This window comes from Trinickia sp. Z7, from assembly GCF_056498045.1.
In genome coordinates this window covers 306,251-322,255 of the sequence record NZ_JAUEQW010000005.1, presented here as the reverse complement: position 1 = coordinate 322,255, position 16,005 = coordinate 306,251, and the positions used below count along the sequence as shown (strand labels likewise).

General features: G+C 63.3%; 15 protein-coding genes. 8 read left to right on the top strand and 7 right to left on the bottom strand.

The window, feature by feature from the left end; all coding sequences use genetic code 11:
• Window positions 1-32 precede the first annotated feature (32 nt).
• Window positions 33-839: a COG4705 family protein gene (locus QQS38_RS12265; RefSeq protein WP_479645642.1), complete on the top strand. Its 807-nt coding sequence runs from the start codon at window positions 33-35 to the stop codon at window positions 837-839.
• Between the two features lie 77 nt (window positions 840-916).
• Here the strand turns inward: QQS38_RS12265 and QQS38_RS12260 are convergent, their stop codons facing one another.
• Window positions 917-1,672, bottom strand: a complete 756-nt coding sequence (locus QQS38_RS12260) for a helix-turn-helix domain-containing protein (protein WP_479645641.1) — start codon at window positions 1,670-1,672, stop codon at window positions 917-919.
• 258 nt (window positions 1,673-1,930) lie between these two features.
• Here QQS38_RS12260 and QQS38_RS12255 point away from each other — a divergent pair, with 258 nt between their 5' ends.
• Window positions 1,931-3,781 (top strand): M24 family metallopeptidase, encoded by a 1,851-nt coding sequence (locus QQS38_RS12255; RefSeq protein ID WP_479645640.1) that lies wholly within the window; start codon window positions 1,931-1,933, stop codon window positions 3,779-3,781.
• 117 nt (window positions 3,782-3,898) lie between these two features.
• On the opposite strand, the gene QQS38_RS12250 is transcribed toward QQS38_RS12255, so the two are convergent.
• Together QQS38_RS12250 and QQS38_RS12245 are read right to left on the bottom strand one after the other, a co-directional pair.
• Window positions 3,899-4,783 (bottom strand): alpha/beta fold hydrolase, encoded by an 885-nt coding sequence (locus tag QQS38_RS12250; protein ID WP_479645639.1) that lies wholly within the window; start codon window positions 4,781-4,783, stop codon window positions 3,899-3,901.
• 9 nt (window positions 4,784-4,792) lie between these two features.
• Window positions 4,793-6,022, bottom strand: coding sequence for an MFS transporter (locus tag QQS38_RS12245; protein WP_479645638.1), 1,230 nt, complete (start codon window positions 6,020-6,022; stop codon window positions 4,793-4,795).
• Between the two features lie 114 nt (window positions 6,023-6,136).
• On the opposite strand from QQS38_RS12245, the gene QQS38_RS12240 reads away from it, so the two are divergent.
• From QQS38_RS12240 to QQS38_RS12220, 5 genes are all read left to right on the top strand, one after another.
• Complete coding sequence (locus QQS38_RS12240) at window positions 6,137-7,033, top strand: LysR family transcriptional regulator (protein WP_479645637.1); 897 nt, start codon at window positions 6,137-6,139, stop codon at window positions 7,031-7,033.
• A gap of 115 nt (window positions 7,034-7,148) precedes the next feature.
• Window positions 7,149-8,051 (top strand): NAD-dependent protein deacetylase, encoded by a 903-nt coding sequence (locus QQS38_RS12235; protein WP_479645636.1) that lies wholly within the window; start codon window positions 7,149-7,151, stop codon window positions 8,049-8,051.
• Between the two features lie 63 nt (window positions 8,052-8,114).
• Window positions 8,115-9,524 (top strand): NADP-dependent phosphogluconate dehydrogenase, encoded by a 1,410-nt coding sequence (gene gndA, locus QQS38_RS12230; protein WP_479645635.1) that lies wholly within the window; start codon window positions 8,115-8,117, stop codon window positions 9,522-9,524.
• A gap of 195 nt (window positions 9,525-9,719) precedes the next feature.
• Window positions 9,720-10,061, top strand: a complete 342-nt coding sequence (locus tag QQS38_RS12225; RefSeq protein ID WP_479645634.1) for a DUF4148 domain-containing protein — start codon at window positions 9,720-9,722, stop codon at window positions 10,059-10,061.
• A 309-nt stretch (window positions 10,062-10,370) separates the two neighbouring features.
• Window positions 10,371-11,093 (top strand): peptidoglycan DD-metalloendopeptidase family protein, encoded by a 723-nt coding sequence (locus QQS38_RS12220; protein ID WP_479645633.1) that lies wholly within the window; start codon window positions 10,371-10,373, stop codon window positions 11,091-11,093.
• A gap of 51 nt (window positions 11,094-11,144) precedes the next feature.
• Here QQS38_RS12220 and QQS38_RS12215 read toward each other — a convergent pair whose 3' ends face one another.
• Window positions 11,145-11,384, bottom strand: a complete 240-nt coding sequence (locus QQS38_RS12215; RefSeq protein WP_479645632.1) for a hypothetical protein — start codon at window positions 11,382-11,384, stop codon at window positions 11,145-11,147.
• 226 nt (window positions 11,385-11,610) lie between these two features.
• Here QQS38_RS12215 and QQS38_RS12210 point away from each other — a divergent pair, with 226 nt between their 5' ends.
• Window positions 11,611-14,088, top strand: a complete 2,478-nt coding sequence (locus QQS38_RS12210; protein WP_479645631.1) for a glycogen/starch/alpha-glucan phosphorylase — start codon at window positions 11,611-11,613, stop codon at window positions 14,086-14,088.
• A gap of 28 nt (window positions 14,089-14,116) precedes the next feature.
• Here the strand turns inward: QQS38_RS12210 and QQS38_RS12205 are convergent, their stop codons facing one another.
• From QQS38_RS12205 to QQS38_RS12195, 3 genes are all read right to left on the bottom strand, one after another.
• Window positions 14,117-14,521, bottom strand: a complete 405-nt coding sequence (locus tag QQS38_RS12205) for a DUF6232 family protein (RefSeq protein ID WP_479645630.1) — start codon at window positions 14,519-14,521, stop codon at window positions 14,117-14,119.
• 139 nt (window positions 14,522-14,660) lie between these two features.
• Window positions 14,661-14,915 (bottom strand): DUF2866 domain-containing protein, encoded by a 255-nt coding sequence (locus tag QQS38_RS12200; RefSeq protein WP_479645629.1) that lies wholly within the window; start codon window positions 14,913-14,915, stop codon window positions 14,661-14,663.
• 281 nt (window positions 14,916-15,196) lie between these two features.
• Window positions 15,197-15,916 carry a phosphatase PAP2 family protein gene (locus QQS38_RS12195; RefSeq protein ID WP_479645628.1) on the bottom strand — a complete coding sequence of 240 codons (720 nt, stop codon included), beginning with the start codon at window positions 15,914-15,916 and terminating at the stop codon, window positions 15,197-15,199.
• Window positions 15,917-16,005: the final 89 nt, after the last annotated feature.

The window sequence follows — 16,005 nt, the reverse complement described above, 5'->3', positions numbered from 1 at the left end:
AGCCGCCCCGAACCGATTTAGGAGAACACCGCATGACCGTCCGAACAGCAATCGCCGACCGGCACGATAGCGACACCTGGTTCAGCAAAGTGCCAGAAGCGACCGCCGTATTTTGGCTCGTGAAGATTTTGGCGACGACAGTCGGAGAAACCGGGGGCGACGCGCTTTCGATGTCCTTTCATCTCGGCTATGCCGTGGCGACCCTCGTCTTTCTCGTGTACTTCGCCGTGACGCTGACCGTTCAGGTCCGGGCGGACCGCTATCATCCGGCTGCTTATTGGGCGGTTGTCATCGCCACCACGACCGTGGGCACGACGACGTCCGACTTCCTGGATCGGACGGCGGGCCTTGGGTACGTGTGGTCCTCGGCGCTGCTCTTGGCCGCGGTATTGATCGTGCTCGCGCTATGGCGGGCCGTAGCGGGGCGGATCGAATACGACCGCATCGTGCGGCCGCGCGACGAGGTGTTCTATTGGGTCACGATCCTCGTGTCGAATACGCTCGGCACCGCGCTTGGCGATTTTGCCGCAGACAGTGCGGGACTTGGCTTCGAGCGTGGCGCGCTCGTGTTCGCTGCGTTGTTGCTCGTCGTCGCGTTGGCGTGGCGTTTCGCGAAGCGCCTGCCCGTAGGCGTGCTGTTTTGGGCCGCTTATGTATTGACGCGGCCGCTCGGCGCGACCTTGGGCGACACGTTGACGAAGCCCATCGCCGAAGGCGGCCTCAACTTGAACCGCGTTTCGGCGTCGCTCGCGATTTTGGCGGCCATGGCCGTGGTGATCGCTCGGCAGCACTGGAAGTCGGGCGAGAGGCGCGCCGTGGCGGCTTCATCCTCCGAATGATCGAGACAACGCCGCCGGTCGAGGTCGAGCCGAACATCGAGCGCAACGGCGGTGCGCACGCTGCGCACGCGCCAACCTCAGCGCTTCTTCGTCACGGCTCGCGGCGTTTGTTTCGGCGAAGGGGTTTTCGCTTTTACCGGGCGTTTCGCTTTCGCAGCGGGCTGCTTGCCCTGCGCGGCGTTAGCGGTTGCAGCGCGTGGCGTGGCCGCTTTCTTTTTGGCCGCGTTCGTGCGCGACGAGCTTCGTTTGACGTCGACCGGCGCGAACTCCGACCGATCGTCATCGAACAAGGGCAGCGTGCCGACGACGATCATTTCCGCCGGCTCAGGTCCGACGTTGATCACCCGGTGCCGCTCGTGCGCATCGAAATGCAGCGAGTCGCCCGCCGACAGCAGGTAGTCTTTCTTGCGCAGCGTATAACGCACTTGGCCCGCGAGCACGTACACGAACTCGTCGCCGCTGTGCGCGACCCATTCGGAGCTATAGCCTTGCAGCATTTGCACTTTGACGGCGTTCAATTGACTGCCGTCGAAGGTGGTCGACAGCCGCTCGTAGCGCTGGCGCATCGGGCCGACGCGATACGATTCGCGGCGCCCGGCGTGCGAATCGGGTTGTGCTTGGCGCGGCTGTTCGAGCAATGCGCCAAGCGGCACGCCCAGCGCTTTGGCGACGTTCACGAGCGATGAGATCGAAATGCCGGTGAGGTTGCGCTCTACCTGCGACAAGAAGCCCACCGATAGGCTCGACGCCGTCGCGACTTCCAGCAGTGTCATTTTCGAGTCGCGCCGCAGCCGCCGAATGCGCTGGCCGATATGGTTGATATCCGAATCCATGAATCCTCTTGGAGGCGTTCGCGGGCGGCCGCACCGCCGCCGTACCGCACCGACGCAACACGGTGGCGCCGCGGACCGCGCCGCCGCAAGCGCGCATTGTACCGCGCTCCCAGAACGCCGTCGTTCGGGGCATTCGAGCCGTTTTTTTAGTCCCACCTAAATTTTAGCTTGACGTAAATTCGCGCCGACGGTAGTTTTTGCCATCGATATATGGGGTGCATGGCGAGCATGCCGGCATGGACAGAACGAGCTGATGCGATGATCGATCGACTTAAATACAACTTCTCCGATCTGGCGGCCTACGAACCTTCGGTGGCGCAAACGCATGAGCGTCTGAGCGCATGGCTCGATCGAATGGAACTGGACGCGCTCGTCGTCACGTCGCAAGACGAATTCATCAGCGAATACGTGCCGCGCCGCAATAGTCAGCGTTTCGCGTTGACCGGATTCGACGGGTCGGCGGGATCGGGAATATTCCTGAGCGCCGCCGCGGCGGCGGAAATCGGCAGCCCCCGCTTTATCTTGTTCGTCGACGGCCGCTACCATTTGCAGGCCGAGTCGCAGTGCGACAGAGCGCACGTGCGGCTGGAAAAGCTGGAGCTCGGCGTACCGATCTGGGGCGCGCTGGTCGATTGGGTGTCCAAGCATGCCGGCGCATTGCGCTCGCTAGGGTATGACGCGCTGCGCGTGAGCGCCGCCCAGCGGGACCGGCTGTTCGATGGTACGCGCCATGCGGCGCAGCGGTGGACAGCCCTGGCGGCGCGCGAAATCGATCGTGCCATCGCGTTGCCGGGGTGGCAGGTCGAGCGGCCGATATTCGAGCTGCCCGAGTCCGTGACGGGCGTGAGCGTAACGGCGAACATCAAGACGTTGAACGATCGTTTGCGTGCCGAGCTGCGCGCACCGAAAGGCCGCCTTTGCTGGCTTACTTGCGCCGCGGACGACATCGGCCATCTGTTGAACAGCCGCGGCTACCATATGCCGAATGCGTCGTCGCACCTGGGTTACTTGTTCGTCATCGGCGATCAAGCGGCGCTGTTTTTGCCCGAGGGCTGCGAGCGGTGCCCAGTCGAACTCGAAGCCTATCCGAAGCTGCAGGTGTTCCGAAACGACCTGGCTGCGCTCGGCCGTTTCCTTGCGCTGTTCGACGTCGATCAGGTTTGCTACAGCGCCGACGCCGTCAATTGCGCGATGCCCGATGCGTTGCGCCGGATTTGGCCCGACGCGCGCCATACGAATTTCAGCCCGGTCGAGGCGATGCGCGCGTCCAAGACGCCGCAGGTGCTCGATCGATTCCGCGACGCTTTTGCGCGCAGCAGCGCCGCGATCGCGCAGACGATGCGCTGGGCCAAGTACGGCGAGCCTGGGCAGCGCCATTCGGAACACGATCTCGCGCGGCGGATCAACGATGCTTACGGCGCGCGCGGCGCGGTTGGGCTCACGTTTACGACGATCGCCGCGCATGGCCCGAACAGCGCATTGGCGCACTACGCGGCCGCCAGCCCGGACATCGTGCTCGATGATGGCCAACTCGTGCTGCTCGACAGCGGGGCTTACTACGAAAGCGGCTTCGCGACGGACTGCACACGCGTAGTGCTGCGCAAGACCGATGCGGCAACGCACGCGCAGCCGTGGCAGCGCGAAATCTATACGGTCGCGCTCAAGGCGTGCATCAAGGGGCTCGTGACGCGCTTTCCCGGCGATTCCACAGGGGAAGACGTCGACCGAGCCGTGCGCGATGTCTGCCGCGCGCGTGGCTATGACTTCAACCATGGCACGGGGCATGGAATCGGCATTCACGTGCACGAAGGCGGTGTGCGCTTTGCGCCCGGATCGCGCTATGCGCTCGTGCCGAACGCCGTCGTTTCGGTGGAGCCGGGCATCTATGTGGCGGGCAGGGGCGGCGTGCGCATCGAAAACGTCGTCGTGATCCATCCCAGTTCGCGCGAAAGGGGCAAAGTGGAGTTCGAGAACCTCGTCGCGGTGGGCTACGATTGGGACCTCATCGATCTCGAGCTGCTCGATGAAGACGAGCGCGCGTACTTGCGCGAATACGAGCGAACGTGCGCCGAGCTCGGCAATAGCGTCACCGCATGCCCGCTGCTGTAGCGATCTAGCGATTTAGCGAATGCGCACGGCCGTAGCGCCGTGCAGCGCGGGCCGTCTCTTCGCCGCCGGAGAGCGCGGCTAACGAGTGCGGATTGCCGAAGCCACGGCGCTGCCCGGTCAATGCGTTGCGTCGTCGAGCGACGCCAAGAACCGCCGCGTGTGCGAGGCCACTTCGTCGCACGCCTCATCGAGCGCGAAATGCCCGGCTTCCAGCAAATGAACTTGCGCATCGCGAACATCGCGCTGGTAGGCGTGCGCTCCGGCCACGGTGAACGAAGGATCGTATGTGCCCCAGAGAACGAGCATGGGAGGGCGATATTCGCGCATGTAGTGTTGCCACTGCGGATAACGCTCGACATTGGTCCGATAGTCGTAAAACAGTTCGGTTTGAATGTCGATTTGGCCCGGGCTCGACAAGAACGCGAACTCGTCGTGCCATGCGTCCGGATCGTACCGCTCGGGGTGCGGCGTGTGCCCGACATGCCTCAGTCGAGTCGCATCGAACGAAAGGAGGTTGGCGCGCAATGCGGCTTCATGTCTTGCGCGATTGGCCCAGAACGCTTTGCGCGTCTCCCAGAGGGGACCGAGGCCCTCTTCGTGCGCGACGGCATTTTGCACGACGATCGCGCGAATCCGATGAGGCTGTGCCTGCGCTAGCCGAAAGCCGATAGGGCCGCCATAGTCTTGGACGAACAGGGCGAAGCGATCGAGCGCCAGTCGATCGACGAAGCGCTGCATCACCTGGGCGAGATGATCGAATGTGTAGACGAATTCGCTCGGCGGCAAGGCCGTGCTATGCCCGAACCCCGGATAGTCGGGCGCGATGAGGCGGTATCGATCCGCAAGCGGCGGCAACAACGTTTCATACATCCTGGACGACGACGGAAAGCCGTGCAGCAACAGCAGGATCGGTGCCTGCTCGGGGCCGGCTTCGCGATAAAAGATGTCGAGACCGTCAATGTCGACCGATCGATATCTGACGTTTGCACGAGTCCAGTTCATTGGATTCTCCTAATCGAACCTGGGTGGGTCGGGACAACGTTCACTGCAATGCATTCGATGAATGGCGGCCGCGGCGGCGAATGCGGCGAATGCGACGGCGCTGACGCCAAGCCATCCGGCCTGAGCCGATACCGGCCCGGAGAGAGCCGCGCCTAGCGCGCTCCCTACGAAGAATAGGCCGGTGAAGAGCCCATTGACACGCCCGCGCGATTCGGCGGGCAGCAAATTGATGGCTCGCCGCCCGAGCGTTTGATCTGCGATGACACCTGCATCGAGGCAAAAGGCCGCCGCTGCGGCCACTACGATCGCTGTCGTGCGCGGCAGGCTAGCCGTCAGCGCCCAGGCGGCGGCGAGCACGGCGACGATCGCAATGGAGTGGGCCGCATATTTTGCCTGCCTCGAATAGCCTCGATCGGCGGCGAAGCCCGCCAGCGGCGCGGCCGCGACGCCACCCGCGCCCGCCAACGCGAACGCGGAAATTTGCGCCGCGTTGCAATGGAACGGGGCACCGGACAGTACAACGGCAATGCTCGTCCAAAACGCGTTGAAGCCGATCATCAAAAGCGCTTGATATAGCGCGTGTCGGCGCAGGACCTCCGTCGTCACGACGAGCCGTCCGAGCGAGGCGATCAGCGAACGGTAAGACGGCCGGTCGAGCGGCACGAGAACAGGCAGACGTGGCGCGGCGCACGCGGTGGCGGCTGCGAGGATCGCGGCGTCCGCGAAAAAAAAGCCGCGCCATCCCAAGTAGCGCGTAACGAGGCTGGCGAGCGGGCGGGAGAAGAGGATGCCTAGCATCAGGCCGCTCATGACGTTGCCTACGACGGCGCCGCGCGCTTGGGGCGGCGCCAACGAGGCGGCGGCCGGCACCAGCATCTGAATTGCGCTCGCCGTGACGCCGATCGCGAACGAAGCGGCGAGAAAGACGAACGGCGCACGAGCGCTGGTGGCGGCGATGAGACAAACGACCTGCGCCGTCAGCGTCGCGATGATCAGTGGGCGGTTCGGTAGCCGATCGACGAGCGGCACCAGTGCGACGAGACCGGCCGCATAGCCGAGCATCGTCAGCGCGGTGACTAGGGCGGTCCATGAGTGCAGATGCAGCGACGCATCGAGCGCTTCGAGCATGACTTGCGATGCGTACAACGGGAGCACCGCGATTCCGACGAGCACGCCGAACAGCAACGTCGGGACGCCGCGCGCGGCTGCCTGCGTGGCGGCCAGCGGACAGGAATTCATGTCTTTGCCTTTTGATCCATGTTGGGAGACGAACGCTGTCGATGCTACTCTCTCGTTCGATGCGAGTAATCGACGGAAGCATTGATACATAATCCATAAAATCGGGAGAATCGGATGCAATCATTGCGCGAACTCGAGACTTTCGTTGCGATTGCGGAGGAAGGCAGCTTGACGGCGGCGGCGCGACGGCTCGGCAGGTCGTTGCAAGCAGTGAGTCGCGGCTTGCAAACACTCGAGAGCACCGTGGGCGCGACCCTCGTCGTGCGCACTACGCGCACGTCGCAATTGAGCGAGGCAGGGCAGCGATTCTATGCGCGCGTCAAGGCCGCGCTCGCGGATCTCGAGATCGCACGAACGGAACTGGCCGAAGACGCGAAGCGGCTCGCAGGCAACCTGCGCGTGAACGCGCCGACGCTGTTCGGGCCCGCTTACGTCGTGCCGTTGCTTGCCGAATTCCTGCAACGGCATCCCGGTTTGAGCGCCACGGTGGAACTTGAAGACGGCTTCAGCGATCCCGCCGCGAGCGGCGCCGACGTGACGCTGCGTATCGGCGAGACGCCCGATTCGCGATTGGTGGCGCGCAAACTTGCCGAGGTTCGGCGCGTCGCCTTCGCGTCCGCGTCCTATCTTGCCGCGCACGGTCATCCGCAAGCGCCCGAAGACCTCGCCTCCCACGCGTGCGTCGTGCGAACCGGAGTGACGCACCCCTGCCGGTGGTCTTTCAAAGCACGCACGGGCGAGGAGCGGGTCGTCACCGTATCGGGCCGCTTCGAAAGCGATCAGGTGGCGGCCGTCAATGCGGCGGTCGCGGGAGGGCTCGGCGTCGGACTCGCTACGTTTTGGCAAATCCGGGAAGCCGTCGAAGCGGGCCGCGTGTGCATCGTGCTGCCGGAATACGAGCCGGCGCCTTTGCCGCTATTCGCACTGTGGGTGCGCACGCGTCGCATGCCCGCACGGACACGTCTGTTGATCGACTTTCTCGCTGCGCGGCTGGCGGGCGAAAGGCTGTAGGCTTGGGGCCACCTTCGGCCGGTGCGCGTTGCAATGACGCGCCAGCGCCGAACGGCGTAAAATTCGCGTCGTTGTCCCTGCGGGCCGTAAGCCGTGAAAGGAGTTGCCGCCCATCATGACCGAATCGTCCCTTTCGATTCGATTCGCCGAGCCTTTGCCTGCCGAGCAGGCGTCGAGCGCCGTTGCGTTGGATGCACTTCGCGCGTTCATGGCGCGCCACGAGCGATTGTTCGTGCTGACCGGAGCAGGTGTCAGCGTCGGGTCCGGCATTCCGGGTTATCGCGACGCGAACGGCGATTGGATGCGCGCGCAACCAATCCAATGGCAAGCGTTTCGCGATTCCGAGCACGCGCGGCGGCGTTATTGGGTGCGCAGCATGGTGGGCTGGCCGATGTTGTCTTGCGCCGAGCCCAATGCCGCGCATCGCGCGCTGGCGCGGTTCGGCGCCGCAGGCCGTATCACGCGGCTGGTGACGCAAAACGTCGATGGTCTTCATCAACGCGCGGGCAGCGCCGAAGTGATCGAACTGCACGGCAGCATCGACGCGGTGATCTGTCTGAGCTGCGGCGCGCGTCACCACCGCGCCGCGATTCAGACTTTGCTGCTTCGTGACAATCCCGCCCTGACCGGCGTGAGCGCCGCGGTTTCGGCCGATGGCGATTCTCATCTGGAATGGGAGGCGCTGGATCGCTTTCGCGTGCCGGATTGCCCCGATTGCGGCGGCATGCTCAAGCCCGATGTCGTGTTCTTCGGCGAAAACGTGCCGCGCGAACGGGTGGCCGCGGCGGAGCAGGCGCTCGCAGCGGCAGATGCCATGCTCGTCGTCGGCTCCTCGCTGATGGTCTTTTCCGGGTATCGCTTTTGCCGGTGGGCGGCGCAGGCGGGCACGCCGATCGCCGCGATCAACATCGGGCGCACCCGTGCCGACGCGCTGTTTGCGCTGAAGATAGAGTCGCCGTGCGGCGACGCATTGAGCGCGGTGGCTGCGCAACTCGCTTCCCCGGTTTCTTATCGTTGACGGCCGAGCCGTCGTGGCGGGGCGTTGCACGCGCCCTTGCCCGTTTCTTGGAGAATTCGACAAATGACCAAACCCGCCATCGGCGTCATCGGTCTCGCAGTGATGGGCCGCAACCTAGCGCTCAATATCGAAAGCCGCGGCTATGCGGTGGCGGTCTACAATCGCAGCCGCGCGAAGACCGATGAACTGGTTGCACAATTTCCCGATCGCAAGCTCGTCCCTGCATACTCGCTGGAGCAGTTCGTCGATTCACTGGAGAAGCCGCGGCGCATCCTGATGATGGTCAAGGCCGGCGAGCCGACCGATGCGACGATCGCGGCTCTCAAGCCGCTGCTCGATCGAGGCGACGTACTGATCGATGGCGGCAATACGCATTTCACCGACACCGTGCGGCGCAATCAGGAACTCGCGCAAGCCGGCCTGCATTTCATCGGCACGGGCGTATCGGGGGGAGAAGAGGGAGCGCTGAAGGGGCCTGCGATCATGCCGGGCGGCCCGCGCGACGCCTACGACTTGATCGCGCCAATCTTGACGCAGATTGCCGCGAAGGCGCCCGACGGCGAACCCTGCGTTGCCTACATCGGCCCCGATGGCGCTGGCCACTTCGTGAAGATGGTGCATAACGGCATCGAGTACGGCGACATGCAGCTGATTGCCGAAAGCTACGCGGTGCTACAGCAAGTGGCCGGGCTGACCAACGCCGAATTGGCGAAGGTGTACGCGCAATGGAACGCAGGCGAACTCGATAGTTATCTGATCGAGATCACGGCAAAGATATTCGGTAAGCGTGACGACGAAACGGGCCGCGAACTCGTCGACATGATTCTCGATCGGGCGGCGCAAAAGGGCACCGGCAAGTGGACCAGCCAAAACGCGCTGGACCTCGGCGTGCCGTTGCCGCTCATTACCGAATCGGTGTTCGCCCGGGTGCTGTCGTCGCTGAAAGATCAGCGCGTCGCCGCGAGCAAGGTTTTGTCCGGCCCGGCCCGCAAACCGTTCGACGGCGACCGCGCTGCCTTCGTGGAAGCGGTGCGTCGTGCGCTGTATCTGAGCAAGGTCATTTCCTACGCGCAAGGCTTTGCGCAGTTGCGCGCGGCGTCGCAAGAATATGGCTGGGGGTTGGACTTGGGCGGCATAGCCAAGATTTTTCGCGCGGGATGCATTATCCGTGCTCGGTTTCTGCAGAAGATCACCGATGCCTACGCGCACGACCGAGCACTGGAAAACCTATTGCTCGACCCGTATTTCCGTCAGGTTTCGGAAAGCTATCAAGCGGCGCTGCGCGAGATCGTGGCGGCCGCCGTCACGGCGGGCGTGCCCGTGCCGGCGTTTGCGTCGGCTATCGCTTACTTCGACGCGTACCGGTCCGAGCGTCTGCCCGCGAACCTGGTGCAGGCACAACGCGATTTCTTCGGCGCCCACACGTTCGAACGAATCGACCGGGAGGGGAGCTTTCACGCCGATTGGTCCTAAATGCGCACGGACGCCGGCAGAAATCGATTACAGCGATTTTGCACAGCAAACCTTGGTAACGATTTGTCATTGTTGCTGGTAGCGAAATTCAATTTGATCGAATGAGGGGTTTTCCCTAGGTGATCCGCTGCCTAGACTGTGGTTAACCGCCGCGGCGCCCCGCACGTGGCGAATCACAGTTTTCGGAGGTTCATCATGAAATCACTCGCGTATGCAATGGTTGCGGCTTCCGCTTTGTCGATCCCCCTCGCTTCGTTCGCTCAATCGGATAACGGGCCGGTGACGCGCGCGCAAGTGCGCCAAGAATTGATCCAGTTGGAGCAAGCCGGGTATAACCCCGCGGCGAAAGACGCGTACTACCCGGAGGACATCCAAGCGGCGGAGCAACGTGTCCATCAACAACAGGGCGCGGCTGGCGCGACGGGCGAAACGAGCGGCTACGGCGGCGTGGCGGCCGGTTCCGTGCAGTCCGGGGCGCGCATGCAGGTGCAGCCCGCTAGCGCCGACGGCGCACAGCCGCTGTATTTCGGCCGCTAAGCTTTACAGCCGTAGACGGGAACCCTGCCGCACACGCTCTCGATGAGCGGAGCGGCCGGTTCCGAGCACACTGGCCCGCAGCTCCCGCAAGGGGGTGCGGGCCAGTTTCGTTTTGCTTTTTCCCGCCAGGGTGTGCGATCCTCGCCGAACACGACTGCGGCAGGCCGTCATCATCATCATCGGCAACACCGTTGAAGGACCTTCAAAGGGCCGCGAAAGTCGGAGATTCGGGCGAACGCCGCAAGCTGCTCGTAGGCTAGCGGCGCTCGCGAGTTCTGAGTGCAACATCGCATCGATCGAGGGCCGAGGGTGAACACGGTGACCATTCCCGCACGACAATGCCCGGCATGGGCGCAGCTCGCGCTGGCGCTGGCCGGCGCGACTTTTTTGGGCGGCTGTGCAACGACCGACTGGCTCGGGCAGTCGCCTTTCGCATCGCAATCCGCACTGCAGCAACGCCCCGGCGTGCCGGCAGGCTTTTACCGCGTCAATCCCGGCGATACGCTGCCGGGCATCGCAATGGCGTTCGGCCAGCATGTCGACGACCTGGCCGCGTGGAACAACCTGCCCAGCACCGCTAGGCTAACGCCCGGTCAAGTGCTGCGCGTGGCGCCGCAGCCGGGCGCCAATGTCAGTGCCGGCACCGGCGCAAACCCGGCCGATGCACCGATCGTGCGCCCGGCGTGGCCCGCTTACGGGCAAGTGGTGCGGCTGACCGATGCCGGCAACGTCAAGGGCATCGTCATTACCGGGCGGCCCGGCGAGCCCGTCAAGGCTTCGGCCGACGGCAGCGTCATTTATGTCGGCACGGGCGTCGACCAATACAAGTCGCTCGTCGTGGTCAAGCACGGGGGCGACGTCGTCACGGGCTACGCGGTGAACGGCGAAGTGCTCGTCAAAGAGGGCGATACCGTCAAGAAAGGCCAGCAGATCGCCGAGATGGGCGCCGATACCTCGGGGCGCGGCACGGTGGAATTCGAAATCCGCCGCGCAGGCAAGCCCGTCGACCCCTTGGCTTATCTACCTCGCTGACACCGCCTCCGGCGCAGGCACCGGTTGTGCTCGCATTCGCGTGCGGATGATTCACGCCAGCGAGGCGAGCAAGATCGACAGCCGTCGCACGTTGGCTCGAAACGCTTCGAGCGTGTCTCGTTCGCCGGGCGCGTTGGATTGAGGCTGAGCCGCGAGCTCGGCGTGAACCTTCAACTCGTCGGCGATTTTGCATCGAGTATCGGGAGGAAGTGCGCGGATGATCGACAGCGTCAGGAGTTCCTGCGCGTGCAGCATGCCCAAGACCGAATGGATGTTCGTGTGCGTTGTCATACGGATCTCCGAGGAGGGGGCGCATGCGTTCCATACTAATACTAGGCCGTGAGGATCGATGCGCCAACGTCGGTCGAAACACGCGGGATGCGATACACGAGGCATGGATGGAAGCATCGGCTTCGCGCGCGCTCAAAAGAGCGTAACCTGAACGTTCACGCGGTAGGCGCGAAGCGCCGCTCGTCAGCAAAGCGCATGCCGCTGTTTGCCCACGAGGAGGAGTTCGATGACAGCCGTCGATCTGGAGTTCGACCAGCTCAACAGTACCGTCGATGCGCTTCGGCGCTCTATCTCCAATCGGTTGATGTATGGCGTCGGCAAAGACGCCGTGGCCGCCAGACCGCAAGATTGGCTCAATGCGGCCGCGCTCGCCGTCCGCGACCGGCTCGTCGCCCGTTGGATGAAAACCACGCGGCAGCAATACGAGCAAGACGTCAAGCGGGTGTATTACCTGTCGATGGAGTTTCTGATCGGGCGCACGTTCACCAACGCGCTGCTCGCGCTCGGCATCTACGACCAAATGAAAGAAGCGCTGGCGAGCCTGGGCGTGGACATGCAGGCGCTCGTCGATCTCGAGCCGGACGCGGCGCTCGGTAACGGCGGCCTGGGCCGACTCGCCGCTTGCTTCCTCGATTCGATGGCCACCCTTGCGATTCCCGGATTCGGCTACGGGATTCGTTACGAGTACGGCATGTTCCGTCAGCAGATCGTCGACGGGGAGCAGATCGAGACGCCTGACTACTGGTTGCGCGCCGGCAACCCATGGGAGTTTCCGCGTCCCGAGGTGCAGTACATCGTGCACTTCGGCGGACGCACGGTCGTGCGCGATGGACGCAGCGAGTGGATCGATACCGAGCATGTGAATGCGATGGCGTTCGATACGGTCATTCCAGGCTTCGGCACGAGCGCGACCAACACCCTGCGGCTTTGGTCTGCCCGGGCCACCGAGGAACTCGATCTATCCGCATTCAACCAGGGCGACTATCGGCGCGCAGTCGAAGCGAAGGAACATTCGGAGAACGTGTCGCGGTTGCTCTATCCGGACGACTCGACCCCCGCCGGCCGCGAGTTGCGTTTGCGTCAGGAGTACTTCTTCGTTTCGGCCACGATGCAAGACCTGATTCGCCGCTATCAGCGCACGCACAGCACATTCGGCCGCTTCGCGGAAAAGGTGGCGATCCATCTGAACGACACGCATCCGGTGCTCGCGATTCCGGAACTCATGCGCCTGCTCGTCGATATACATCACGTGCCGTGGGAGCGCGCCTGGAAAATGGTGCATCAGGTGTTCTCCTACACGAATCACACATTGATGCCGGAAGCGCTCGAGACTTGGGACGTCGATTTGCTCGCGCGTTTGTTGCCGCGCCATCTCGAGATCATCTTCGAGATCAATGCCGGTTTCTTGAAGGAAGCGAGCGAGCATTTCGGGCATGACATCGAGGTGATTCGGCGCGTGTCGCTCGTAGACGAATACGGGCAGCGGCGCGTGCGGATGGCGCATCTCGCGATCGTGGCTAGCCAGAAGGTGAACGGCGTATCGAAGCTGCACTCCCAATTGATGGAACGCGAGTTCTTCAGCGAGTTCGCGCGGTTTTTTCCCGAGCGCTTCACGAATGTGACGAACGGCATCACGCCGCGGCGTTGGCTTTCTCAAGCCAACCGGCCGTTGTCGACACTCATCGACGAGCGTATCGGCACGCACTGGCGCACCGATTTGTTCGAGCTCGGCAAGCTGCGAGCGTTCAAGGACGACAGCGCGTTTGCGTCGGAGTTTCGCGCCGCCAAACGGCGCAACAAGATTCGCCTCGCCCAGCATCTGCTGCACGAAACGGGCTGCACCATCCACCCGGATGCGCTGTTCGATTTGCAGGTGAAGCGGATTCACGAGTACAAACGGCAACTGTTGAACGTGCTGCATGTGATCGTCCGCTATAACCGCATCCGCGCTCGCCCGAACGAGGACTGGGTGCCGCGCGTCGTGATCTTCGCCGGTAAGGCGGCGTCGGCCTACAAGATGGCGAAGACCATCATCCGGCTGATCGGCGACGTGGGCGAGAAGGTCAATCGCGATCCGGTCATCGGCGATCGGTTGAAAGTCGTGTTCGTGCCGAACTACGGCGTTAGCGTGGCGGAAATGTTGATTCCCGCTGCCGATTTGTCGGAGCAGATCTCGATGGCCGGTACCGAAGCCTCGGGCACGGGCAACATGAAGCTCGCGCTCAACGGTGCGCTCACGATCGGCACCATGGACGGGGCGAACATCGAAATCTGCGAGGCAGTGGGGCGCGAGAACATGTTCATCTTCGGGAACACTGCCGACAGCGTGAGCGAGCTGCGCGCATCGGGCTACCGGCCGCGGGAGATCTACGAGCGCGATCCCGAGTTGCGCCTGGCTTTGGATCAGATTCGCACCGGCTACTTCTCCGACGGCGACCCTCACCGTTTCTCCGACATCTTTCACACGCTGGTGGATTGGGGCGATCACTACATGGTGCTGGCCGATTTCGCCGCGTTCGCGCACGCGCAGGATGCGGTGGACGCGCGCTTTCGCGACCCGCGGGCATGGACGGCGAGCGCCATCGAGAACGTGGCGGGAATGGGGCGTTTTTCGTCGGACCGGACGATCGCCGAATACGCGCGCAACATTTGGCGCGTCAAGTCATTGCTCGTCGACGAGGACGAAGCGGGACGCGCTGCGTAAGTAACGGGCCGGCGGCGCCGAACGAGCGCTACGAGGCAGACTGCTGGGCGGCGGCTTGGCGCAATGCTTCGAGCGCGCCTTGTAGCGCTTGCTCGACGCGTTTGACGAAAGCGAGGTCGGGGCTGGACAGTGCTTCTCGGTCGCCGGTGTGCGTTACTAGCATGAGCCGGTGCGTGATGTCTTGCGTCGACCAGGCGAGCATCCCCACGACGGCCAGCATGACGCCAAGCGTCAAACCGGCACCGGAACCGAGCACGCCGCCCGTGATGGCGGCAATAGCGCCGATGAGCGAAAGCGAGAGCGGCACGATTTTGTTCTTTTGGATCGTCTCCGTACGTGCGTCGAGGATTTCGCGCAACGAGAAGATTTGGCCGCCCGCGCTCAGCCCGTTGCGCGTGATCATGACGCCACGCTCGTTGAAGGTGTTGTCCATCGAAAAACGTTGGAATGTAGGTGTGGATCCGCCAGCCTAGCAGAGAACGAGGCGGTGCGTCATCGAGCGCGCGGCCATCACGCCTTGGGCGCGGCTCAGCCGAAGCCGCGGACGAGCTAGGGGATGAGGCGGCGGGGACTCAGCACACTTCGCTGACGTAGAGCCGCCCGGGGATGTGCGATGCGACGAGGCGTGCGATGTCGGTGTCGGTGTACTCGGCCGGCACGACACAGCGATGCGAAGGCGCGTCTTTGTACATCGTCCATTCGACCAATCGATAGGTGCGCCCCCAAGGGCGCTGCACCGGCATGGATACACGGCAGCTTTGGACCGGCAACGCATGCTCGCGTTTGAGCTTCGTGCGCAGATGCTTGAACACCGTATCTTCGATCATTGCCGTTCCGTTTCCGTTTTACGGCGCCGCAAGGGCCGTGCGGCCGCCGCGTGAAGGAGTCTAAAAAAACGCCGCCGATGCTCCGGCGGCTCAACAGGGGTGGTATGGCTGCATAGTCGCAGCCCAGAATTAAGCCAAACTTAAGGCGAGGGGTGTTTCTGGGTGTCTCGGTGTGTGTCTGAACGAGCGCTAACTCACTGAAATAGAAGAATTTGTGCGTGCCCTCGTGTGCCGTCGCGTATCGTGCTGTTACACATTTGATTGGTAGCTACGACGCGTAGCTACATCCCGTGTATCAAACCGTGCGCCAACACGCGCAACTCGTCGAACTGTGTGGCCAACTCGAAGCTAAGGACGAACGAGGCACCATAAAACACGCCCGGATAGCGCTGCGCGAAAGCCAGAAACGGGGCGGCGATGCGCGTGCGTATCACCCTAGCGTTCAGCACGCACGTGATGCCGATGCCAAGCGCGGCGCCGGCCAGCACGTCCGTCGGGTAATGCAAGCCGAGATAGATGCGCGGCAAGGCGATCAGCACCACGGCGTGCAAGAGTGCGTAGATCCCAACGGGCCGCGACGCTAGCAAAATGCCCATGGCAACTGCGAACCAGAGCATGGCGTGATCGCTCGGAAACGCACTCCACGTTCGTAGCACCGGCTCCTCCACGTTGGCCTCCGGATAGAACGCACGCAGCGCCGGTTCATACATCGGCCGCAGGCGAAACGGTAGGTTGTGCGCAAGCAGGCGTCCCGCCGCCAGCGCGATGAGGCCGCTCACGATGGCGATCACGACGAGTTCGCGATGGTATCGCTGGATGGCTTCACGGTCGGGACCTTCCGCACGTTCGGGTTTGAACCAGACCCACCATAGCAGCCCAACCAACACGACGCCCTTGGCGATGTACGAACTCACGACCGTTTCAACTACATGGGTGAAGCCTGGAGAGTGAGCGGCCACGTTACTGATGGATGCGATGAGCCCCGTATCGATGGTATTCATTAGTTTTTGCTCCCTTATGCGCGCCAATCGCCAGAATTTCATGGTTGGCCGCGGCCGTTGCCACAATGCCGCATCGAGCATCGATACTC